This window comes from Streptomyces kanamyceticus (genome assembly GCF_008704495.1).
Taxonomy (GTDB): Bacteria; Actinomycetota; Actinomycetes; order Streptomycetales; family Streptomycetaceae; genus Streptomyces; species Streptomyces kanamyceticus.
In genome coordinates this window covers 9738132-9759182 of record NZ_CP023699.1, presented here as the reverse complement: position 1 = coordinate 9759182, position 21051 = coordinate 9738132, and the positions used below count along the sequence as shown (strand labels likewise).

20 protein-coding genes and 2 pseudogenes are annotated in these 21051 nt (G+C 71.2%); 5 read left to right on the top strand and 17 right to left on the bottom strand.

Annotated elements, in window-relative coordinates:
- Window position 1 precedes the first annotated feature (1 nt).
- The 3 genes and pseudogenes from CP970_RS46095 to CP970_RS42090 all read left to right on the top strand — a co-directional run.
- Window positions 2-1786 (top strand): annotated as a pseudogene (locus CP970_RS46095) (nSTAND1 domain-containing NTPase); the annotation flags it as partial.
- A 66-nt stretch (window positions 1787-1852) separates the two neighbouring features.
- Window positions 1853-3412 (top strand): annotated as a pseudogene (locus tag CP970_RS45320) (response regulator); the annotation flags it as partial.
- 29 nt (window positions 3413-3441) lie between these two features.
- A complete protein-coding gene (locus tag CP970_RS42090) occupies window positions 3442-3963 on the top strand; it encodes a GNAT family N-acetyltransferase (protein ID WP_055543525.1) in 522 nt (173 codons plus the stop codon).
- Window positions 3964-3996: 33 nt separating this feature from the next.
- On the opposite strand, the gene CP970_RS42085 is transcribed toward CP970_RS42090, so the two are convergent.
- From CP970_RS42085 to CP970_RS42075, 4 genes are all read right to left on the bottom strand, one after another.
- Complete coding sequence (locus CP970_RS42085; RefSeq protein WP_055543526.1) at window positions 3997-4470, bottom strand: NUDIX hydrolase; 474 nt, start codon at window positions 4468-4470, stop codon at window positions 3997-3999.
- A 9-nt stretch (window positions 4471-4479) separates the two neighbouring features.
- Entirely contained in the window at window positions 4480-4755 is a 276-nt protein-coding gene (locus tag CP970_RS45315; RefSeq protein ID WP_240507274.1) for a 2-phosphosulfolactate phosphatase, read from the bottom strand.
- A complete protein-coding gene (locus tag CP970_RS45310; RefSeq protein ID WP_224059410.1) occupies window positions 4752-5048 on the bottom strand; it encodes a hypothetical protein in 297 nt (98 codons plus the stop codon). The genes CP970_RS45315 and CP970_RS45310 overlap by 4 nt, the downstream gene beginning before the upstream one ends.
- 104 nt (window positions 5049-5152) lie before the next feature.
- Window positions 5153-5698 (bottom strand): DUF1707 SHOCT-like domain-containing protein, encoded by a 546-nt coding sequence (locus CP970_RS42075; RefSeq protein ID WP_055543527.1) that lies wholly within the window; start codon window positions 5696-5698, stop codon window positions 5153-5155.
- A 66-nt stretch (window positions 5699-5764) separates the two neighbouring features.
- Between CP970_RS42075 and CP970_RS45625 the strand changes: the two genes are divergently transcribed.
- Both CP970_RS45625 and CP970_RS42070 read left to right on the top strand, forming a co-directional pair.
- Window positions 5765-5887: a hypothetical protein gene (locus CP970_RS45625; protein WP_263406808.1), complete on the top strand. Its 123-nt coding sequence runs from the start codon at window positions 5765-5767 to the stop codon at window positions 5885-5887.
- On the top strand, window positions 5884-6570 hold the full coding sequence (locus tag CP970_RS42070; RefSeq protein ID WP_055543528.1) for a phosphatase PAP2 family protein: 687 nt from the start codon (window positions 5884-5886) through the stop codon (window positions 6568-6570). Before CP970_RS45625 ends, CP970_RS42070 begins: the two co-directional genes overlap by 4 nt.
- A 17-nt stretch (window positions 6571-6587) precedes the next feature.
- On the opposite strand, the gene CP970_RS42065 is transcribed toward CP970_RS42070, so the two are convergent.
- Genes CP970_RS42065 through CP970_RS42005 form a run of 13 tightly spaced genes read right to left on the bottom strand, consistent with a single transcriptional unit; the run spans window position 6588 to window position 21049 of the window.
- On the bottom strand, window positions 6588-7940 hold the full coding sequence (locus tag CP970_RS42065) for a glutamate-1-semialdehyde 2,1-aminomutase (RefSeq protein WP_055543529.1): 1353 nt from the start codon (window positions 7938-7940) through the stop codon (window positions 6588-6590).
- A 7-nt stretch (window positions 7941-7947) separates the two neighbouring features.
- Window positions 7948-8499, bottom strand: a complete 552-nt coding sequence (gene rfbC / locus CP970_RS42060; RefSeq protein WP_055543530.1) for a dTDP-4-dehydrorhamnose 3,5-epimerase — start codon at window positions 8497-8499, stop codon at window positions 7948-7950.
- A complete protein-coding gene (locus tag CP970_RS42055; protein WP_055543531.1) occupies window positions 8496-9761 on the bottom strand; it encodes a polysaccharide pyruvyl transferase family protein in 1266 nt (421 codons plus the stop codon). The genes rfbC and CP970_RS42055 overlap by 4 nt, the downstream gene beginning before the upstream one ends.
- Window positions 9758-10705, bottom strand: a complete 948-nt coding sequence (locus CP970_RS42050; protein ID WP_055543532.1) for a glycosyltransferase family 2 protein — start codon at window positions 10703-10705, stop codon at window positions 9758-9760. The genes CP970_RS42055 and CP970_RS42050 overlap by 4 nt, the downstream gene beginning before the upstream one ends.
- The gene (locus CP970_RS42045; RefSeq protein ID WP_055543551.1) at window positions 10702-11988 is read right to left on the bottom strand and encodes an MATE family efflux transporter; all 1287 of its coding nucleotides are present in this window, start codon (window positions 11986-11988) and stop codon (window positions 10702-10704) included. Before CP970_RS42045 ends, CP970_RS42050 begins: the two co-directional genes overlap by 4 nt.
- Before the next feature lie 5 nt (window positions 11989-11993).
- Window positions 11994-13268, bottom strand: coding sequence for a DUF4910 domain-containing protein (locus CP970_RS42040; protein WP_191095020.1), 1275 nt, complete (start codon window positions 13266-13268; stop codon window positions 11994-11996).
- Complete coding sequence (locus CP970_RS42035) at window positions 13265-14290, bottom strand: NAD-dependent epimerase/dehydratase family protein (protein WP_055543534.1); 1026 nt, start codon at window positions 14288-14290, stop codon at window positions 13265-13267. Before CP970_RS42035 ends, CP970_RS42040 begins: the two co-directional genes overlap by 4 nt.
- A gap of 3 nt (window positions 14291-14293) precedes the next feature.
- Window positions 14294-14941 carry a PIG-L deacetylase family protein gene (locus tag CP970_RS42030; protein ID WP_055543552.1) on the bottom strand — a complete coding sequence of 216 codons (648 nt, stop codon included), beginning with the start codon at window positions 14939-14941 and terminating at the stop codon, window positions 14294-14296.
- Window positions 14938-15732, bottom strand: coding sequence for a glycosyltransferase family protein (locus tag CP970_RS42025; RefSeq protein WP_055543535.1), 795 nt, complete (start codon window positions 15730-15732; stop codon window positions 14938-14940). Before CP970_RS42025 ends, CP970_RS42030 begins: the two co-directional genes overlap by 4 nt.
- Window positions 15729-17003 (bottom strand): class I SAM-dependent methyltransferase, encoded by a 1275-nt coding sequence (locus tag CP970_RS42020; protein ID WP_055543536.1) that lies wholly within the window; start codon window positions 17001-17003, stop codon window positions 15729-15731. Before CP970_RS42020 ends, CP970_RS42025 begins: the two co-directional genes overlap by 4 nt.
- Complete coding sequence (locus CP970_RS42015; RefSeq protein WP_055543537.1) at window positions 17000-18277, bottom strand: glycosyltransferase; 1278 nt, start codon at window positions 18275-18277, stop codon at window positions 17000-17002. The genes CP970_RS42020 and CP970_RS42015 overlap by 4 nt, the downstream gene beginning before the upstream one ends.
- A 2-nt stretch (window positions 18278-18279) precedes the next feature.
- Entirely contained in the window at window positions 18280-19512 is a 1233-nt protein-coding gene (locus tag CP970_RS42010; protein ID WP_055543538.1) for a hypothetical protein, read from the bottom strand.
- 1 nt (window position 19513) lies between these two features.
- A complete protein-coding gene (locus CP970_RS42005; protein WP_055543539.1) occupies window positions 19514-21049 on the bottom strand; it encodes a right-handed parallel beta-helix repeat-containing protein in 1536 nt (511 codons plus the stop codon).
- Window positions 21050-21051 lie beyond the last annotated feature (2 nt).

The window sequence follows — 21051 nt, the reverse complement described above, 5'->3', positions numbered from 1 at the left end:
GGTGCGTGCCCAGCGCGAGGGACTCATCGTCAAGATCCGGGTCAGCACCTCGGACTCCCCTGTCGGGGTCGGCTTCGTCGTCGGCGAGCGGCACATCGTCACCTGCGCCCACGTGGTCAACGCCGCGCTCGGCCGGGACAAGAGCGTGCGCGACCGGCCCGCCGACACGGCGCGCGTGCAGGTCGAGTTCGTGTTGCTGGGCGATGCCGAGGGCGCGCCGCTGCGGCACTGCCGGATCGCCGCCTGGGATCCGCCGCCGGGCGCCGGGTGTCCGGGGCGTGACGTGGCGGGCCTGATCCTGGTGGGCGGGGACACCTTGCCGGTCGGTGCCGGTCCGGCCCGGCTGCTGGACGCGCGGGTGGGTCTGGTGGGTGACGCGCCCGTGTCGGTGTTCGGGTACGCGGGCGTGCCGGACCGGAAGGCCCACGGAGCCTGGAGCACCTGCGTACTGCGGGGTGCCGTCGGCGGCGGGCTGATCCAGCTGGACTCCGGCGCGGAGTCGGCGCTGCGCGCTCAGCCCGGCTACAGCGGGGCACCGGTCGTCGCGACCGACCGGTGGGGGGACGCCGTCGTCGGCATGCTCGCCGTCGCCAGTCGTGGCGGCGGCGCCCAGGACGCGTACGCGGTGCCGATGACCGAGGTCGCCGCGGCCTGGCCCGAGGTCCTGGGGCGCACCGTGCTGCCCCCCTGCCCCTATCGCGGGCTGCGGGCCTTCACCGCAGCCGACGCGCAGACCGGCGTGTTCGTGGGCCGGGAGCGCGAAGTCGAGCGGCTGCGCGACATGGTGAAGGCGCAGCCCTTCGTCATGGTCACAGGACCTTCGGGGGTCGGGAAGTCCTCCCTGGTCGCCGCCGGTCTACAGCCCGCCCTCGCGGCCGACGGCTGGAGCGTGGTGTCCTTCCGCCCGGGCGTGACGCCGTACGAGTCGGTCGCGCGGGCGCTGCTCGATCTGGAACACCCCGGGGGTGACCACTCGCTCGAGCAGTTGGAGAACCGGGCCGGGGCGGTGCGGGAGGATGGCTTCTGGCCCGTGGCCTCGCGGGTCGCGGTGCTCACCGGCCAACGACTCGCCCTGATCGGCGACCAGTTCGAGGAGATCCTGAGCGCAGGACCGGAGAGCGGGACGCCGCTGGAGTACCTGCGGCAGTTGCTGCCTCCCCCGGACGCCTTACAGGATCCGCGCGTACGACTGGTGTGCACGCTGCGCTCGGACTTCCTGCCCGAACTGCTCGAACTCCCCGACCTGGGCCCGCGCCTCCAGGACCGTCAGCTGAACGTCTCTCCGCTGGACGAGGGCGCGTTGACACGCGTGATCGTGGAACCGGCCCAGCTGGCGGGCGTCGCCTTCACTCCGGGGCTCGCCGAGCAGATCGCCTGCGAGGCGAGCAAGGCCGCGGGAAGCCTGCCGCTGCTCGAATTCACGCTGACCGAGTTGTGGCCGATGCAGCACGACCGCCGGATCAGCTTCGACAGCTATCACGGCCTCGGCGGTGTCTCCGGAGCCCTCAATCAGCATGCGGAGAAGGTCTACATCTGGCTCTCCGAGCAGCTCGGTCTCGACGAACCCCGTATCAAGCGCGCCCTGTTGACCATGGTCCGGGCCCGCGGTGGTGCCTCCAGCGCGGTGCGCGTCACGGCCCGCCGCGCCCATCTGGGCGGCGACTGGTCGATCGCACAGTTGCTCGCCGATCCCGAGCGCCGCCTGGTGATCCTGGGCCCCGAAGGCCCGGACACGGCCGAGATCGCGCATGAGGCCCTCATCCGCGAATGGGAACGCCTGGCCGCCTGGGTCGAGGCGGACGCGGACTTCCAGCAGTGGCTGACGCTCATGGAGGAGCGGGCCCAGGGCAAGGAGAAGGACCTGCTGTCCGCCACACGTGTGGCGGAGGCGCAGCACTGGCTCACCGAACGCAGACCGGACATTCCTTCCGAGGTCGCCGACCTGATCGAGCACAGCAGCGCGGAGGTGATCAAACAGCAGCAGACCCAGCAACTGCTCAGCCAGTCACAGGCGTTGACCGAGCAGCTGCGCGCACGGTCGGCGGAGCTCGAAAGCCACCAGATGGCCCTGGGAGAATCCCACCGGCAGCTCGAGGCCAAGACGCGCGAGATCGAGGAAGCCCGGCAGGTGCTGGAGGAACGCAATGAGCAACTCGCCTACTCGATGAGCTACAAGGCGGAGTTCCTCGCCAACATGTCTCACGAACTGCGCACGCCCCTCCAGTCCATGCTGATCCTTTCGAAGATGCTCGCCGACAACCCGGAGGCCAATCTCACGGCGCAACAGGTCCAGTTCGCCGAGACGATTCACGGCGCGGGCTCCGATCTGCTCATGTTGATCAACGACATCCTCGACCTCTCCAAGGTCGAGGCGGGCAAGATGGAGGTGTCACCGAGCCCGGTGAACCTGGCGGAACTCCTCGACTACGTCGCTGCCACGTTCCGTCCGCTGACGACGGAGAAGGGTCTCGGCCTCTCCGTTCACCTCTCCCCCGACCTGCCCCTGACCGTGCCGACGGACGAACAACGACTCCTTCAGGTACTGCGGAACCTGCTGTCCAATGCCGTGAAGTTCACCCACTCCGGGTCCATCGAACTGGCCGTGACATTCGCCGGTTCCAGCGTGCCACCGGCGATCCGTGAGGACTTGCACGAAGCGGGGTCCCTGCAGGACCCCGGCGCCGAGTTGCTCGCCTTCTCGGTGACGGACACCGGCATCGGTGTCGCGGCCGACAAGATGCAGGTGATCTTCGAAGCGTTCAAACAGGCGGACGGCACGACCAGCAGGAAGTACGGCGGCACCGGTCTCGGCCTGTCCATCAGCCGGGAGATCGCGCAGCTGCTCGGCGGCCAGATCCACGCAGCGAGCGAGCTGGGCCGCGGATCCACCTTCACGCTCTACCTTCCGCTGCAGCACCACGCCGACTTCTCCTACCCGCCTCACCCGGCCCCGGCTCCGGCAGCCCCGGCGACGCGCGATGAACCATCCGGGCCACGTCCCGTTGCCGACAGCGCCCTCGACCCCGACACCTCGTTCCTGTTCAACGGCGAGCGTGTGCTGGTGGTCGACGACGACATCCGGATCGTGTTCGCTCTCACCAGCCTGCTGGAGCATCGCGGGTTGGTGGTGCTGTACGCGGAGGACGGCCGCGAGGCCATCGACGTGCTCGAACAGCACCCCGAGGTGGCACTCGTCCTGATGGACACGATGATGCCGGACATGGACGGCTACGAGACGACCGCGGCCATCCGCAAGGAGCCGCGGTTCGCCGGTCTCCCCATCATCGCGCTCACCGCGAAGGCCATGCGGTACGACCGCGAGAAGGCGCTGGAGTCCGGCGCTTCCGACTACGTGGCGAAACCGGTGGAGCCCGACGAACTGCTCACCGTGATGCGGCGTTGGCTCCCCTGACGCCGACGCGTGGTGCGAGAGTGATCTCCATGGGAGATTCAGTCATACGGCTCACGCAGTACACCATGGCGGAGCGCGATGAGATCACCGGCGGTGGCGCCGACCCCTTCGGCGTGGCTTCGGCCGGTCTGACGTGGCGCGACAAGGACGTGCACTTCGGGCTCAGACGGCAGGACCGTCTCGTCGCGCATGCGGGGTGGGTGCGAGTGCCGCTCTCAGTAGGTTCCGATCGATGGCACGCGGCCGGTCTCGGTGGCGTCGCCGTGGCCTCCGACCTCAGAGGGCAGGGGCTCGCACGCCAGGTGGTGACCGCGGCCATGGAACACGCCCGCGACGCGGGCGGCTTGGCGCACGGGCTGCTCTTCTGCGTGCCGCGGCTCACCGCGCTCTACGGACGGATGGGCTGGCACGTTCTGGACGACGACATAGGGGTCGAGCAGCCCGATGTCGAAGGACCGGTCCGCATGCCGTTGCGCGCGATGTGGACACCGCTGACCGACGACGCGAAATGGCCGACCGGAGAGGCGCGGCTGCATTCGCTGCCGATGTGAGTACGCGCGCGCTGTGCCTCGGGCAGGGTGCGCTCAGTGCCGGATCAGGCCGCCGACCGGGACGGGGTCCACGTGGCCGGTCGCCGGTGTGGTCCGGGCCAGGGACAGGCCGATGTCGAGCAGTGACGAGCGGTCGAGGCGGGCGACGTCGGAGACCGGGGTCCAGATCGACTCGGCGGTCTCGCCGTTGGGTTCAGGACGCAGCTGGCCGCCGGTGATACGGGCCCGGTAGAAGATGCCTACGTTCTGGAGCGCGGGCCGACCGGGCACGCGGCGCTCCGCGGCCGGGACCACCCGGGAGTCCACGCCCAGCAGGCACTCGACCACGGCATCCAGACCGGTCTCCTCAGCGACCTCGCGGACCACCGTGTCGAAGGGGTCCTCCGCGTCCTCGACCCTGCCGCCGGGAAGCGTCCAAGTCCTCGTGCCGTCGGGCTTCACGGAGTGCGCGAGCAGTACCCGTCCGTCCTCGATGCACACGGCGTACGCCGCCAGTCGCAGATCCATCCCGCGAGGCTACCCAACCACCGGATCCGGCTGCCAGCGCGCCTGGTCGGTGAAGGCGCCCTCGGTCAGGACGGGGACCCTTGTACTGGCGTCCAGTTCGGTGGCGATGGCGACGTCCTGCTCGAATCCGCCCTCGATGAGTTCCCGCCCGGAGGCGCTGTCGGCCACGGCGCCTCCGACGTCCCGTGTCGCGTGGAACGCGGATGCGGCGACGGCGGCCTCGGGAGACAGTACGTCGCCGACGTGTTCACGCAGAGCGGTGATGACGGCACCCGATCCGATCAAGTCCTCCAGGGCAGGCCGCAGGCTGTCGTCGGGCCAGCGCTCGCCGCGATGGCGGAGCCGTTGGGGGAAGGCAGGACCAGGCGCGGCATGAAGGGGGCGGCGCGCAGGGACGCGGGTGAGAGCGTCCACGGGGACGTGGCGCTGGCCGCTCGGCGTCCCACGGCGAGGTTCGCACCGTGCTGGGCGGCGAACGCGGTGGCGCTCTCGTCACGCCAGCGGTAGGGGAAGACACGTGTCCCGGCATCGACCGCGACGCTCACCGCCGTGGTGAACGACAGCACATCGACGACCACGACACAGCTCACACCCGGCGCCAGCCGCTGAGCACCGGTGGGTCCCCATTCGAATCGGACACCGTGGCCCGACTGCAGGTGTGGGTGCTCGTGCGAACGGGTCCTCACCGGCGAGCGTGACGGACCGTGAGGCGTCCGAAGCCCATGGTCCCGGAGATGCGGATCTCCGGGCCACGGGGGCCACTTGACCGCCGCGGGGGCTGGTAGCGGTAGTCCTTCCACCCGGTGTTCAGTTCGTCCAGGACGACGACCGCGTCATGCGGCACGGTGATCTTCGCCCTGCCGGTGCCGACCGCCAGCTCGATGTCGATCACCGGATGCTCGATGACCGCCCGCGACAGATCCAGCCGCACACGTCCGTAGGCAGACGCGACCTTGAGCGTCCGCGGCACCTGCCACGCCCCGCTCCGCTTGATCCGTCCACCGGCGGCGCCGATCGTGGCGATGGTCCCCGGCTTCTCCGCCGGAAGCGACGACAGAGCCGCATCGAGCTCGCTCCGCCGCGTCGCCGCGAGGACTTGGCCGAGGTGTCCGTCCATCTCCTCGTGCGACAAGTACCCATCGGCGTACGCCTCTTGCAGCCGCCGCACCGCCGCGTCGCGGTCCTCGTCGCCGATCGCTGTCGGCAGGTCTTCAGGCAGGGAAGTCACCGGTTCACTGTAGTCCCCCTCTCCGCGACCGGATTGTTGGTTAGGGTGACGAGGAAAGGCTGACTCGTGAGTTCGAAGACGACGGAGGGGCTCGCGTTGGATCGCCTGGCCGGAGCGGAACTGGGCGTCGGCCCAGACCAGTTCGTGCTCGACGGGATCGTCGGCCTACTCGGTCCGGTGGGCGCGTGACCGGCCGCCCTGCGCCCACGGCGCTGCCCCCGTCGCTGCGCGCGTGGCTCGGTCTTGTCGCGGTCCTCGCCGCGCTGGCGGTCGTCGCGCTCGGAGTCCTGTACGCCGGGCACAGCGAGCCCGGCACGGTCGACCGGTGGTTCATCGATCCGACGGCGGACAGTGTGCGGCCGCCGTGGCGGCGCGTCGCGCTGGCCACGGACTTCCTGGGCGAGCCCGCCGGATCGGCGACGCTCGTCGTCGCCGCGGTGACGGGCTGCCTGCTGGTGTGCGGTCGTCGCGCGGCGGTGTTCGTCGTCGCCGGGGTCGGCGTCACCGTCGTGACGGCGACGCTCCTCAAGTCGCTGGTGGGACGGACCATCCACGGTGCCGACAACCTGTCCTACCCGAGCGGGCACACCGCCTTCCTCACCGCGCTCGCCCTCGTGGTGGCACTGCTCGCGACCGGACGGCTCGGGCTCGGCAGGACGGCAGGCCTGTCACTCGTGCTCGGCGCGGCGCTGGTGGCGGGCGCCGTCATGGGCTGGGCCCAAGTCGCCCTGGGCGCGCACTATCCGACCGACGTCCTCGGCGGCTGGTGCACGGCGCTCGCGGTGGTACCGGCGACCGCGTGGCTGGTCGACCGGACGGCCGACCGGCTGGACGGCCGAAGGGCCGACGCCGACCGGTCGGAGCGCCGCTGACGTCACATCACGTCACCTCACACCAAGCGGCGGAACACCGGCTTCACCGGTCGACCGCCCAGCCAGGGCGTGGGGTCGGCGGCGTCCAGCGCCTTCCGGTACACCGCACAAGCCTGGGCCACCACATCGACGGTGTGGTCGATGTCGGCTTCGCTGAGCGCGCTGCTCACCACGAACGACGGGGCGAGCACCCCGCCCGCGAGGAGCCGCCGCAGGAACAGGGTGCGGTACGGCTGCGAGGGCCGCCCGTTCTCGTCGAGGGTGGCGAAGACCAGGTTGCTGGCCCGGCCCCTGACGACGATGTGGTCCCCGACGCCCATGGCGGCCGTCGCGTCACGAACACCGGCGGCCAACCGCTCACCGAGGGCGTGCAGCCGCTCGGTGATGCCCTCCTCGGCGTAGGTGCTCTGTACGGCCATCGCGGCGGCCAGCGAGTGCGTCTCCGCTCCGTGCGTGGTGGACAGCAGGAACACCCGCTCGCCGGAGTGGCGAAGTCCGCCCCGCTCCATCAGCTCCCGGCGCCCCGCGAGGGCGGAGACGGCGAACCCGTTGCCGAGCGCCTTGCCGAACGTGGAGAGGTCGGGCACGACGCCGTACAGACCCTGGGCTCCCGCCTCCGACCAGCGGAAACCGGTGATCATCTCGTCGAAGATCAGTACGCAGCCGTGCCGGTCGGCCAGTTCACGGAGTGCGGCGAGATACCCCGGCGCGGGCTCGGTGTGTCCGGCCGGTTCGAGGATCAGGCAGGCGATCTCGTCCTGGTACCGGGTGAGCAACTCCTCCGTGGCGGCCAGGTCCCCGTACGGGAACGCCACGGTGAGCTCGGTGGTCGCCGCCGGGATGCCGGCCGACATCGGCGTGGTGCCGATGAACCAGTCGTCGACGGAGAAGAAGGGATGGTCGCCGCAGACGGCCACCCGAGAGCGCCCGGTGGCGGCGCGGGCCAGGCGTACCGCGGCGGTGGTGGCGTCGGAGCCGTTCTTCGCGAACTTCACCATCTCGGCGGTCGGCACCGTGGCCAGGAACCGTTCCGCGGCCTCGACCTCCATGAGGGAAGGCCGGACGAAGTTGCTGCCGCGGTCGATCTGCCGCCGCACCGCCTCGGTCACCCGCGGGTGGGCGTGGCCGAGGCTGACGGAGCGGAGTCCCGAGCCGTACTCGACGTAGCGGTTCCCGTCGACGTCCCACACGTGGGCGCCGCGGCCGTGGCTGATGACCGGGGCGAGGTTCTCGGGGTACTGGTCGTCGCCCTTGGCGTAGGTGTGGGCGCCGCCGGGGATCAGGGCGTGCAGCCGCTCGTTCGCCGTACGCGACCGGGGCAGCGCCAACTCCTCGCCCTCCCGGGCCTCTTCGGTGTGTTCGGTGTCCACGGCGACCTCACTTCTCCTTGTGCTTCAGGACCTCGGCGAGGCTCGGCGCCTCCCGGTCCCGCTGGGACATCGACGTGACGGGCAGCGGCCAGGGAATGGCGAGCTCCGGGTCGTCGAAGGCGATCGTCACGTCCTCGGCCGGATCGTGCGGACGGTCGATCCGGTACGAGGTGTCGGCGGTCTCGGTGAGCGCCTGGAAGCCGTGCGCGCACCCCGCCGGGATGTACAGGGTCACCTGTGTCTCGCCGGACAGCTCGAAGACGGCCACGTTGCGGTAGGTCGGCGAGTCCGGCCGCAGGTCCACGACGACGTCGAAGACCTTCCCGTACGAGCACCGCACCAGCTTGGCCTCGCCCGCGCCCGAGCGCAGGTGCAGTCCGCGCAGCACGCCCCGGACCGAGCGCGACAGGCTGTCCTGGATGAAGGCGTCCGGGTCGAGGCCCACCGAGCGGACCACGTCGGCGTCGAAGGTGCGGCAGAAGAAGCCGCGTTCGTCGGCGTACGGCGTCGGCTCGAAGAGGTACGCGCCGACGATCGCCGGGACTTCGGTCGCTTTCATCGGGTCTCCCGCATGGCGTGATCGTGATCGTGGGCGTGGCGTTGTGCTGGGGCTTGGGCTTGGGCGGTCGTCGGGAACAGGGCCGCGGTCAAAGCGGTGAACTGGTGCTCCAGTTGGCGGGTGGCGTCCAGGTTGCGCTCGGCGAGGGTCTCGCGCAGCTCAGCCGATCGCCGTTCCAGCTCCCGGAACTGTTCGAGCAGTCGCTCCGCGTCGACCTCGCGAGCCGGGTGGCGGTACGCGCCCAGACCCATCCGGTCCATGAGCGCGTCGCTCTTCGCCGCATAGCTGAGGGCGAGCGTCGGGGTCCCGGCCTTCAGCGCGCAGATCAGGTTGTGGTAGCGGGTGGCCACCACGGTGTCGGCGGCCGCCGTCTCCTTCATCAGGTCGGCGAGCGAGGCCGCGTCGGCCGCGGTGACCAGGGGCGAGTCCACCGCGTCGAGGATCGCGGCGACCACCGGGGCGTCGCACTCGTCACCGGTGAGCAGCCGGACCGGCCTGCCCTCGTCGACCAGCGCGCGGACGAATCGGGTCGTCCCTTCGAGATAGCGCCGGTGGATCTCGTCGGCGCGGGCGCGGTCGTCGTCACCGCCGTGGAAGTCCATGACGCCGACGCAGACCTGGCCCCCCGGCGGGCTCGAAGGCGCTTGCGGCGCGGGCAGGGCGAACGCGAGGTCCGGGTAGACCTCGTCGCGCGCGGTGTCCACGCCCATCGCCCGGATGGCGTCGCGGGACAGGGCGTCCCGGTACGACCGGTAGGTGGCGAGCCGGGCCGACCAGCGCACCAGGGCCCGGGTCGGCCTGCTGCCGATCGGTGCGGCGCCCACGCCGACCAGCGCGACCCGGGTGCCGAACAGCCGTCCTGACGCGCAGAGCAGGAACAGCGCGTACGGGAAGCCCCACGGCCGCAGCGGCAGCGTGGCCTCCAGGACGCCCATGCCCGGCACGATCACCACGTCGTGTCGGCGCACCCAGGCCCCTGTGCGGAAGGCATCGACGAGTTTGCCCAGGCCCTTCCCCACGATCGCGCCCGCCCGCGAGGCGGTCCGGTACTCGCCCCGGTACCAGTGCAGTCGCGTCGCGGGGATCCGGTACCGGGCCGCGACGACCTCGGGTCCGCCGCACAGCGCGTCCACGGCCGCGTCCGGATGCTCGGCGCGGAGGTAGCCGAGGACGGCTTCGAGCGACCCGTCGTTGCCGAGGTTCCCGGAGCCGAGCAGGCCGAACACCCCGACGCGCACCGGGGTTTCGCGTGCGGCTCTCACGCCTGCCTCCCCTCACGTCCGGCGACGAGCGCGTCGACGGAGACGGTGAGCCCGGCGGGGTCGACCGGGGCGCGGTCCTCGACCCGCTCACCGGCGCCGGGCCTGGCCCTGCTGGTCATCCACGCGGCCAGGTGGACGTAGCACGCACGCCGGTCGGCCACGGACAGCGGCGCCCGTCGGATCGCCGAGACGAAGCCGCCGACGTACTCGGCGAGCAGCCGGGGCGTCGGGTGCAGCGGGCCCGCCCTGCGCGGGTCCAGGTTGACGCACCGGGAGCGCTTGGAGGGGTTCGCCCGCTCGGCGCGGGTGGGGTGGTCGCGGCGGAAGTACAGCAGCTCGGGCACCTGGTGGAAGGGCCCGTGCAGGACGATCTCGGCGACGAACGTGCGGTCCGCGTGGTGGTAGCTGTCGTGCGGCTTGACCCGGCGCAGCATGTCGGACCGCATCACCCCGTAGAAGTCGTCGCCACCGGGCGCGAACAGGAAGCTGCGGAAGCGCTCGGGCGCGCGGGGCGCGTCGGTGGCGATCCCGTACTCGTAGGGGACCTTCACCTGGCCGTTCTCGTCGATGACGGCCTGGCCGGAGTGCGCGAGAACGATGCCGGGGCGCTCGTCGAGTGCCTCGACGCAGCGCCGCAGCAGGTCCCTTGCGTACAGGTCGTCGTGCGACGCCCACTTGAACAGTTCGCCGCGGCACTGGGTGAACACGTAGTTGTGGTTCGGCGCCGCGCCGATGTTCTTGTGCAGCCTGATGTACCGGATGCGTGAGTCCTGGGCGGCGTACTTGCGGCAGATGTCCTGCGTCCCGTCGGCCGAGGCGTTGTCCGAGATGACCAGCTCGAAGTCCTCGTAGGTCTGGCCGAGCAGGGCATCGAGCGCCTCGGCGAGGTACTCCTCGCCGTTGTACACGGGCAGGCCGATGCTCAACCGGGGATGGGCGGTCATGACGTCCTCACTTCGGGAATGGAGTTCTGGCGGCGCTCGCGCAGGGCGGCCCGCAGCTGCAGCCACCAGACGCAGGAGCCGCAGACGGTGGCGGCGGCGACGCCCCAGGCCGAGCCGACCGTGTCGGCCAGGGCCGCCCCGCCGAGCCCGCCGCCGACGTAGCAGGCGGAGGCGAACAGTTGACAGCGCAGGCTGCGCCGGGCCGCGGCGAGCGCGCGGAGCCCGGCCGCCGCGCCGGTGCCGAGTCCGGCGGCCGCGACGCCGAGCGTGACCGGCACGATGAGCTCGGACGCGGAGTGCCAGACGTCGCCGAGCACGAGCTCGCCGAGCCGGTCGGGCATCAGCAGCAGCGCCGCGCCCCAGAGCAGCGCGGCGACGGCCTGGGCGCCGCCGAGGAGCAGGCAGAACACGCCGAGGCGGTGCGGGGCCCTCCGCAGTACCCGTGCCGCCTCGGCGACGGTGACCAGCGAAAGACCCATCAGTATGGCCATGAACGGGCCGAGCAGGAGCTCGGCGCCGCGCACCACGCCCACCGCGCTGACCCCGACGATCGCGCCGAGCCCGTACGCCCGCAGCTGGCTGGCGCCGCTGACGCCGACGTTCTCGGCCAGATACCGGTAGCTGAGGTCGCGGTGCTCGCGCAGCCACTCGCGGGCCCGGGTCATCCGGGGCCGGATGCCGGACTGGAAACAGCCGTACACCGCGGCCACCGCGGCGGAGACGCCCCAGGCGAGCACGAAGGCGGCCACGGTGCCCACGCGGGCCGCCACCACCATGGCGGGGACGAGCGCGACGCCCCACACCAGGTCGTTGACGAACGCCTTGCGTCCGGTGCCCGCGGCGAAGAACGCGTACCGCCAGGCGTCCTGGAGGAGCAGCCCCGGCAGCATGACGCCGAGGCAGGCGAACGCGGGCCCAACCTGCCCGCCGAGCGCCAGACCGACCACCAGACACGCCGCGCCGATGGCGGTGCCGACGCCGAGCGCGGTGCCCGCCGACTGTGCCACCGCCCTGCGCCAGGACCAGCCGGGCACACCGCTGAAGCGCACCACGAGCGGGTCGGTGGCCAGGCCGCGGGAGACGCTGAGCACCACGCCGTACGTCACCCAGGCCAGGCTGAACACGCCGAACGCGCCGAGGCCCAGCGAGCGGGCCACGTAGATTCCCACCACGAAGTTGGACAAGCTGGAGGCCGCCTGGTCGGCGAGCCCCCAGGACAGTCGGCCGACGATGGCCCGCCGTGCGGGCCCGGCCCGTCTCGTCTTCTCCCCCTCGATGGTCATCGGCGTCATGCCTTGATCAGTCCGGCGGCGCCCAGGGCGTCCGCCGCACCGGCGACGGTGTCGAACGCCAGCCCGGACCGCTCGGCCACGTCGAGCAGGCTGTGCCCGCCGTCGGAGAGGCTGAGCACCCAGAGCATGGCCAGCTGGGCCTGCTTCGCGTCGCTGCGGCCGCCGAGCGAGTCGTACAACCCGCGTCGGCCCAGCTGGGGTTCGCCGTACGGGCTGAGGTTGAGGTAGCTCCGGTTGCGGTCGAGGACGGCGAAGGCCTCGCGGCAGACGGACAGGGTGTCCGCCATCGCCTCCGGGGAGACGAAGTCCGGGTTGTCCGCCGAGGTGTGGTACTCGGGGTATCCGGCGTACGGGGTCCTGCTGAGCGAGCCCACGCCGAGGTTGAACCCGGGTGAGCAGTACTGCCGCTCGTCGTAGCCGTACGGGGTGAACTCGGTGACGCGGTGCGGGCGTTCGGACGTGGCGAGGACGTGCCGCAGCACCCGGTCGATCTCCGCGTCGCCGCGTCTGCTCTGCTTGTACGTCAGGTCGCCCGCGTCACCGGCGCAGGCCAGTACGAGGCCGTGCTTGACCTGGTCCACCCGCTCCGCGTTGCGGGCCAGCCAGGTGATCGCCCCGACGGTGCCCGGCGCGTAGATGAACCGGTAGGTGTAGTACGGCGTCTGTTCGGCCAGCGCCCGCGCCAGGAACGTGGCGACCGCGATGCCCGCGAGGTTGTCGTTGGCCAGCGACGGGTGGCAGGTGTGGCAGGAGACGATCACCTCGTCGGGGACCTGGCCGGGGATCACGTGCTCGGCGTAGGTGAGGTGGCCGTCTTCGAGCGTGGAGTCGATACGGACCTGGTAGTCGCCGTCCGGCAGGGCGTCCAGGGTCTCCTGGGCCAGGCAGAATCCCCATTCCGGCTTGTAGTAGCTGGTGCGGTAGGGCACCCAACTCGGGTGGTCCGGAAGGGTGTACAGGTGATCGCGCAGCTCGGCGAGCGGCATGGTCCTGGACACCGGCACGCTGTAGCCGAGCACGTGCAGGCTGGACGCGGCGAAGTCGACGACCCGGTTCCCCGCGGCGTCGGCGATGTAGGCGTCGCGGATGTTCCACTCCTGCGGCACCGTCCAGTCGAGCACCTGGGTCCCGGTCGGCACCTCGTGCACCTGCAGCGGAACGTACTCGCCGACGATGCTCAGGGTGGCGCGCACGCCGTCGCCCGTGATGCTCCGGCACAGCGGGTACAGCCGCTCCACCAGGGCGTGCATCTCCTCGCCGACCGCGGTCATCGGCGCCACCGCAGGGTGTCGTCGACGGCCCCGGCCTCGGACGCCGCGCGCAGCACGGCGAGCCGGGTGAAGCGTCGCTCGAAGTCGTCGCGGGTCAGCCCGTGTTTCCGGTAGGCGTCGGCGAGTTCGAGCGCGCCCTGCTTGACCGTCCACTCGCAGTCGAAGCCGGGAATCGCGGCGCGGAACCGGGAGAAGTCCACCCGGTAGGACCGCGGATCGGCGCCGGTCTCCCCGGTGATCACCACCTTCGATCCGGACACCGCGGCGGCGACCTGCTCGGCGATCTCGGCGACCGTGACGTTGTTGACCTCGCTGCCGATGTTGAACGCGCGGTCGTAAACCTCTTCGCGCGGCGCGGTCAGCGCGGCCGTGAACGCCCGTGCGATGTCGGCGGCGTGCACGAGGGGGCGCCACGGGGTGCCGTCGGACATCACGAGGACCTCGCCGGACAGGAGCGCGTGACCCACCAGGTTGTTCAGCACGATGTCGGCGCGCAGCCGGGGCGAGAAGCCGAAGGCGGTGGCGTTGCGCATGTAGACCGGGCTGAAGTCGCCGTCGGCGAGCGCGTGCAGGTCGTCCTCCACGCGCACCTTGGACTCCGCGTACGGCGTCACGGGGCGCAGCGGGGCGGCCTCCGACACCAGGTCGCTCCCGCCCGCGGCACCGTAGACGGAGCAGGTCGACGCGTACAGGAAGCGCCGCACTCCGGCGTCGCGGGCCAGCCGTGCGAGGCGTACGGACGCGTGGTGGTTGATGTCGTAGGTGAGCTCCGGCGCGAGGGAGCCCAGGGGGTCGTTGGAGAGCGCGGCGAGGTGGATCACGGCGTCCACCCCGGCCAGGTGTTCGGCCGTGACGTCGCGCAGGTCGACCCGGTGCCCGGACGGGTCCGCGGGCGGCGGGCCGAGGACGCAGTCGGCGAACAGGCCGGAGTCGAGGCCGACGACCTCGTGCCCGGCGGCGGCGACGACCGGGGCCATGACGGTGCCCAGGTAGCCCTGGTGCCCGGTCAGCAGTACGCGCATGGTTCAGTTCCCCAGGTTCAGAGTGAGTTTGGTGGTGGCGAACGCCTCGGCGTAGCGCGCCTGGCATTCGATGCCGCGGATCCGCGCGAGGCCGATGAAGGCCTCGCGGTCGTACCAGGCCCGGTGTCGCTGCGAGGCGTAGTGCTCCTGCAGCAGCCGTACCTTCTGTTCGGCGATCTCCGGTGTGAGCGGCTGGTACGCGGTGGGACGGCCCAGATCGCCGTCCCACTTGACGATCTCGTAGCCGAGTACGAGGTGGTCGCGGAACGCGGTGGGCATCAGCTTCGCCAGGCCGCGGTGGTCCTGGTGCGCGTCGTCGGTGCGCGGGGCGAGCACGAGATCGGGGTCCGTCCGCTCGCGCAGCTCCTCGACCGCGGCCTTGGCCTCTTCCCAGTGCGCGGGAATCCGGCCGTCCGGCAGTTTGAGCACGGTGAGGCGCAGGTCGGCGCCGGGGCAGAAGGCGGCGAGCGCGGCCCGCTCCTCCTGCTCCCTGTCGCCGCCACCGCCGGTGAGCACCAGCGCGTCGACGCGGATCCCCGGCCGCGCGAGGCACGCCGTGAGGAGCGTGCCGCCCGCGCCGATGGCGATGTCGTCGCAGTGCGCGCCCACCGCGGCGATCCGCTCCAGGGGTCCCGCGCCGAGCCGGATCACGCGCTCACCCCGGCGCTGTCCCGCTCCCACACGGCCCACGGGCGGTCACCGCGGGCGTACGCCTCGTCGAGCGCGGCCCGCTCCTTCACCGTGTCGGTCGGCTTCCAGAAGCCGCGGTGCTGGTGGGCCACCAGGCGGCCCCGCTTGGCGAGTTGGCCACAGCCGTCGGCGACCAGGTCGCCGTTCTCCGGTATGTGGTCGAAGACCTCCTGGCGGAGTACGAAGTAGCCGCCGTTCTCCCACAGCGGCATGTCGCTCACCGCGGTGATGCCGCCCACCAGACCGTCCTCGGCCAGGTCCACGCAGTGGAACGAGGACTGCGGCGGCACCACCATCATCGACGCGCCCGCGTCGCGCCGGGCGAAGGAGTCGATCATCTCCGGCAGCGGGGCGTCGGTGAGCACGTCCGCGTAGTTGGCGAGGAACATCTCGTCGCCGTCGAGGTGGTGGCGCACCCGGCGAAGGCGCTCCCCGATCGGCGACTCGATGCCGGTCTGCGCGAACGTGATCGTCCAGTCGGCTATGTCGGTGGAAAGCAGCTCGGTCTTCCCGCCCCGGAGCACGAAGTCGTTGGACGTCGTCTCCTCGTAGTTGAGGAAGAAGTTCTTGATGTGGTGCGCCCCGTATCCGAGGCACAGGACGAACTCCGTGTGCCCGAAGTGGGCGTAGTAGCGCATGACGTGCCAGATCAGCGGCCTGGGGCCGACCATCGCCATCGGCTTGGGCACGTCGTCGGCGGCTCCGCTGCGCATGCGCATCCCGTAACCGCCGCAGAACAGGACGACCTTCATGCTGTGACCTCTTTCGCGACCTCGACGACGCTCAGTTCCGGGATGGGGAAGACGAGGCGGCCGCCCCAGTCGTGCACGAAGGACAGCTGCTCGACCAGTTCGGCCCGCAGGTTCCACGGCAGGACCAGGACGTAGTCCGGCTTGTCGGCGGCGATCCGCTCGGGCGGCAGGATCGGGATGCGGGTGCCCGGGGTGAACCGGCCGTGCTTGTAGGGGTTGCGGTCGACCGTGTACGCGAGCAGGTCGGGCCGGATGCCGCAGTGGTTGAGCAGGGTGTTGCCCTTGCCGGGGGCGCCGTAGCCGACGACCGTCTCGCCGCGCTCGGCCGCGGTGATGAGGAACTTGAGGAGGTCCCTGCGCACCTTGGCGACGCGGGCGGAGAACTCGGTGTATCCGGACAGCTCCTGCAGCCCGGCGGCCTTCTCCCGGGCCAGTACGTCGGACACCCGCTGCGAAGGCTCTCCGGCGACCTCGGCGGGCCGGGCCCACAGCCGGATGGAGCCGCCGTGCGTGGGCAGCAACTCGACGTCCACGAGCGCGAGGCCGCCGCTCGCGAGGGCCCGGATCGCGGACGCGACCGTGTAGTACTGGAAGTGCTCGTGGTAGATCGTGTCGTACTGGTTCTCCTCGATCAGGGTCAGCAGGTGCTGCACCTCGATGGAGACCCAGCCGTCGTCGGCGACCAGGGCGCGCAGGCCCTGGGTGAATCCGACGACGTCGGGGATGTGCGCGTACACGTTGTTGGCCACGACCAGGTTCGCCGGGCCGTGCTCGGCGCGGACGGCCGCGCCGGTGTCCGGGCTCAGGAACTCGGTGACGGTGGGCACACCGGCCTCCCGGGCCGCGGCGCCGACGTTCACCGAGGGCTCGATGCCGAGGCAGCGGATCCCCCGGTTCACCACGTGCTTCAGCAGGTATCCGTCGTTGCTCGCGACCTCGACCACGAAGGCGTCGGAGCCTTCGGTGTCGCCGGAGCCTTCGGAGCCGAGCCCCACCCGCTCCACCGCGTCCGCGACGAACGTGCGCGCGTGCTCCACCCAGGAGGTCGAGAAGGAGGAGAAGTACGCGTACTCGCTGAACGTCTCCTCGGGCGTGATCAGCGGCGGGATCTGCGCGAGCCAGCAGTCGGTGCAGACCTGCAGATGCAGCGGGTACGCGGGTTCCGGCTTGTCCAGTTGGTCCGCGGCGAGAAAGCTCTCGCACGGCGGGGTCGCCCCCAGATCGACGACGCTCGCGAGCGCCGCCGAGCCGCAGAGTCGGCATCGTGTCATTTACTGCCCCCATCCCTGCTCGCGCGGGTCCCCCACCGCGAGCCAGCGTTTCCGTTCCTTGCCGGCGGCGGGCTTTCCCCGCCGCCCAACCGGTCCGCGATCGCGGACCGGTACCCCTCCACCAGGCGCTCCAGGCCGACGGCCGGGCTGAAGCCCTGCTCGTACCGCCGCCTGGCCGCCCGGCCCATCTCCCGGTTGCGGCCCCGCTCGGCCGCGATCCGGCGCATGCAGGACGCGAGCGAGCCGGACTCGCCCGGCCGGTGCAGCAGCCCGGTCACCCCGTCGTCGACGAGTTCGACGAAGGCGCCGTGCCCTGCGGCGACGACCGGCACCCCGGCCGCCATCGCCTCCACGACGACCAGGCCGAACGCCTCCAGCCAGGTCGAGGGAGCCAGCACGGCGACCGACCGCGCGATGGCCTCCTGGCACCGGACCGTGTCGTACAGGCCGACGTAGCGCACATCGTCCCGGCCCGCCGCCCAGTCGGTCACCTCTTGCTCCAGTGGCCCGGTACCGGCGATGACGAGCGGCACGCCCACCCCGCCGCTCGCCGCGAGCTCGTCCCACGCGGCCATGAGTAGCCGCAGGCCCTTGGCCTCCGCGAGCCGCCCGAGATAGAGCAGGTGCTCGCCGTCGCCCGTCCGGCGATCGGCCGGGTCCGGTACGAAGTTGTGCTTCACCGCAAGACGCTCCGCGGGCATCCCGGCTCGTACCAGGACGTCGCGCTGCGCCGCGGAGATGCAGAAGAACCGCTCCACGCCGGACCACCACCGCCGCCGGTTGACCGACAGGCTGACCGCGAGCGGGACCGTCGCGAGGCGAGAGTCGCGGTAGCAGCCGTGCCGCACGGCGGGCAGCGGCACCGTGGAACCGACGCACTCGGTGCACGGCCGTCCGTCCCGCTGCAGCGTGCCGGGCGGGCAGATCTGGGTGTAGTTGTGCAGCGTGGCGACGGCGGGCACGCCCGCGTCGGCGCAGGCGGCGATGACCGCGGGCGAAAGCAGCGGGAAGACGTTGTGGACGTGCACCACGTCCGGGCGCTCGGTGCGCAGTCGAGCGGCGAGCTCCTTGCGGACCGACGGATTCCACGGCACGAGGAGCGGCACCGCGACCTTGCCGAGCAGGGACCGGTCGGCGATGGTGTCGCTGCGCCGCTCGAACACGTCGACCCGGTGTCCTGCCGCGCGCAGCAGTGCCACCTCCTGGTCGACGACCTTGTTCTCGCCGCTGGGCTGCGCGGAGCCGTAGCGGTTGTGCGCCACGAGAACGTGCATGTTCAGCTCACCTCCGCTCGTCGGGCCCACCGTGGGACGCGTCGTCGGGGAACGTCGGGCGGCGCGAGGTTCGCGGCCTCGGCGGGTGCCGCGAGGAGCGCGGCGGCCAGGGCCAGATGCAGCAGGTACGGCGAGGCGTCGCCGAGCCCGGCCTCGGTGTACGACGCGATCGCGCAGTAGCTGATGAGGAAGATCGCGCAGGCCCGCTGGAGCGACGGCGGCCGCAGCAGCGCGACGCCGCCGAGCACGACGATGGTCGTCCCCACCAGGACGACGCCGATCAGGCCCTGTTCGTTGTAGACGGCCAGCCAGCTGTTGTCGATGGGCAGCCCGCCGAAGGACTTGTCGCCGAGGCCCACGCCGAACAGCTGCTCCGAGGTGGTCCTGGGGGCTGCCAGCAGGGCGTCCCAGACCTTGGCCCGGCCGGTGAGGCTGGAGAAGTTCTCCTTGGTCTGGCCGCGCAGGAACCACGCCTGGAGCAGGGAGCCGAGCGCCACCGCGGCCACCGTGGCGAGCACTACCGTCCAGGTGAAGAACCGGCGGGCGGCGGAGCTGGTCAGCACGAGCGAGCCGATCGCCAGTACGAGGCCGACGACGAGCCCGAGGGTGGCCGTGCGGGTATGGGTCAGCGCGAGCAGGACGAGCGAGGGCACGATGACGAACGCCGCGCTGGCCCGGTCGGTCCTGCGGCCGAGCAGGAGCAGCACGGTGAGCCCGATGATCACTGCGGCGTACTGCCCGATCTGCGGCGGGGTGAGCGGCCACAACGCGCCGACGAGGCGTCCGCCGTAGAGCTCGGGCATGGCCGCGCCAGGTGACATGACCAGTCCCGCGGCCACCGACCCGAGCACCACGAAGTACACCCGGATGTGATGTCTGACGAACGTGAAGCTGCCGTCCCACCAGCGGCTGAGCAGCCACAGCGTGGCGACGAAGAGCGCCAGCCTCGCGCAGCGGAACAGCGCGCCGAACCCGGACTCCAGGTGCGCGCTGGAGATCACGCTCGGCACAAGGAGCAGGGTGAGCAGGAACACGTAGGAACTGGCGCGGAAGCGCAGCCGGAGATTGGCGGCGAGCGCCAGCGCGAACGCGGCGACCAGCGCGCCCATGGTGACCATCTGGATGAGCGAGCGGGGCAGCGGGACGATGGTCTTCGCCCCCGCGGAGCCGAGCGTGTTGAGGATCAGCAGCCCCCAGGCCGTCCCGACCATCTTCGACGTGTGGTCCGTGCGCATCTCAACCACCGCCCCGTACGCGGAAGGTGCTGCCCTTGTCCTGCTCGTACGGCGCGCCCTGCCACTGCCCGGAGTCGAGCACCCGGCTCGGGTCGTGGGCGACGAACTTCCACGGCCCGACGTAGGTGTTGTCGTGCCAGCGGTTGTGCTGCTTCTGGGTGATCGCCTCGGCCACCCGCTCGCCCTGGTAGGGCGACCAGTCCGGATAGGTGCCGTAGTTAGCGAGGAGCGCCATGCGGTCGCAGTTCGCCGTGCACTCGACGACGGACTTGTCGAGGGTGAAGCGGTTGTCGTGGATGTCCACCCGCTGGGTCTTCCACCGGCAGTCGGCGTAGAGCGGTGCCTTGGCGATCGCGGGCTTCGCGCAGCGGTCGACGTCCCGCACCAGCAACGTGCAGTCGCCCGAGGAGGTGTTGGCCGGGCTGTTGCAGAACCGGTCGGCGTTCTCCCACAGGGTGATCCCCGACCAGTTGTCCTCCAGTACGTTCTGGTAGATCTCGATCTTGTCCGTGCGGGCCTTGACCCGTGGTTCGCCGCCGGATTCGGAGACGTAGACGGTCGCGAAGGGGAAGTTGTCGCCGCGCTCCGCCGCCCTGCGGCCCTCGACCCAGTTGTTCCGCCGGATCGTGTTCTTCCTGATGACCGCGTTGTAGCTGGTCTCGTAGATCAGCGCGGCACCGTCGTTGGCCTCGAGTACGTTGCCCTCGATGCGGAAGTCGTTGTTGTTGGTGTCCGCCCACAATCCGGTGCCTCGGTTGTCGTGCACCCAGTTGCCGCGCACGTCGGCGCCGTTGACGGCCCAGAACTTGATGCCTCCGGTGCAGCCGCAGCCCTTGCGCTTCCGCTCCCAGTCGCCGGTGTTGTTGCCCACGATCTCGTTGCCCTCGACCACCAGGCCGCTGATGCGGCCCTTGTCCTTGTACGCGTTCATGCCGTACTGGCCGTTCTCGCGCAGGCAGTTGGCGCGGACCTGCTGGCGGGCGCCGGCCATCATTCCGGCACCGGAGTTGTGCTGGATCGTCGAGTGCTCGATCACCCAGCCGTCGGCCGAGTCGTGGTTGACCACGCCCTCGTCCGGCGGCGCCACGAAGCGTTGCACCGTCAGATAGCCGATGGTGACGTCTTGGGCGGTGCCGCCGAACGCGTACTGGTTCTTCTTCCCGCCGTCGAGCACCGCGCCCGGCGCGCCGAGGTAGCGGTTCCCCTTCTTGGGGATGACCTGGGAGTAGCGGTTGGAATCGAGCCTGTGCTTGCCCGCCTTCAGCCAGAACGTGGTGTTCGGGGGGCTGCTCTTGGTCTTCGCCACCAGGTCACCGACGACCGCGGGGTCGACCGTCACCGCCCCCTTCGGCGCCTTCGCGGGACCGTCGGCGGGCTTGGCGCACACCCGCGCCACGGACCGGGCCGCGGACGTGGACGACTGGCCCTTCGACTCCGCCGCCGGGGAGTCCGACGTGCTCACGCAGCCGGTCGCCGCCAGCAGGACGATCGCCTGCGCCGCCACCGGCAGCGTCCACTTCCGCCACTTGATCACCACGC

Coding starts and splice junctions, on each gene's coding strand:
- CP970_RS42090 (WP_055543525.1), top strand. CDS start 3,442: ATGGGAGATTCAGTCATACGGCTCACGCAGTACACCATGGCGGAGCGC.
- CP970_RS42085 (WP_055543526.1), bottom strand. CDS start 4,470: ATGGATCTGCGACTGGCGGCGTACGCCGTGTGCATCGAGGACGGACGG.
- rfbC (WP_055543530.1), bottom strand. CDS start 8,499: ATGAAAGCGACCGAAGTCCCGGCGATCGTCGGCGCGTACCTCTTCGAG.
- CP970_RS42050 (WP_055543532.1), bottom strand. CDS start 10,705: ATGACCGCCCATCCCCGGTTGAGCATCGGCCTGCCCGTGTACAACGGC.
- CP970_RS42045 (WP_055543551.1), bottom strand. CDS start 11,988: ATGACCATCGAGGGGGAGAAGACGAGACGGGCCGGGCCCGCACGGCGG.
- CP970_RS42040 (WP_191095020.1), bottom strand. CDS start 13,268: ATGACCGCGGTCGGCGAGGAGATGCACGCCCTGGTGGAGCGGCTGTAC.
- CP970_RS42035 (WP_055543534.1), bottom strand. CDS start 14,290: ATGCGCGTACTGCTGACCGGGCACCAGGGCTACCTGGGCACCGTCATG.
- CP970_RS42025 (WP_055543535.1), bottom strand. CDS start 15,732: ATGAAGGTCGTCCTGTTCTGCGGCGGTTACGGGATGCGCATGCGCAGC.
- CP970_RS42020 (WP_055543536.1), bottom strand. CDS start 17,003: ATGACACGATGCCGACTCTGCGGCTCGGCGGCGCTCGCGAGCGTCGTC.
- CP970_RS42015 (WP_055543537.1), bottom strand. CDS start 18,277: ATGCACGTTCTCGTGGCGCACAACCGCTACGGCTCCGCGCAGCCCAGC.
- CP970_RS42010 (WP_055543538.1), bottom strand. CDS start 19,512: ATGCGCACGGACCACACGTCGAAGATGGTCGGGACGGCCTGGGGGCTG.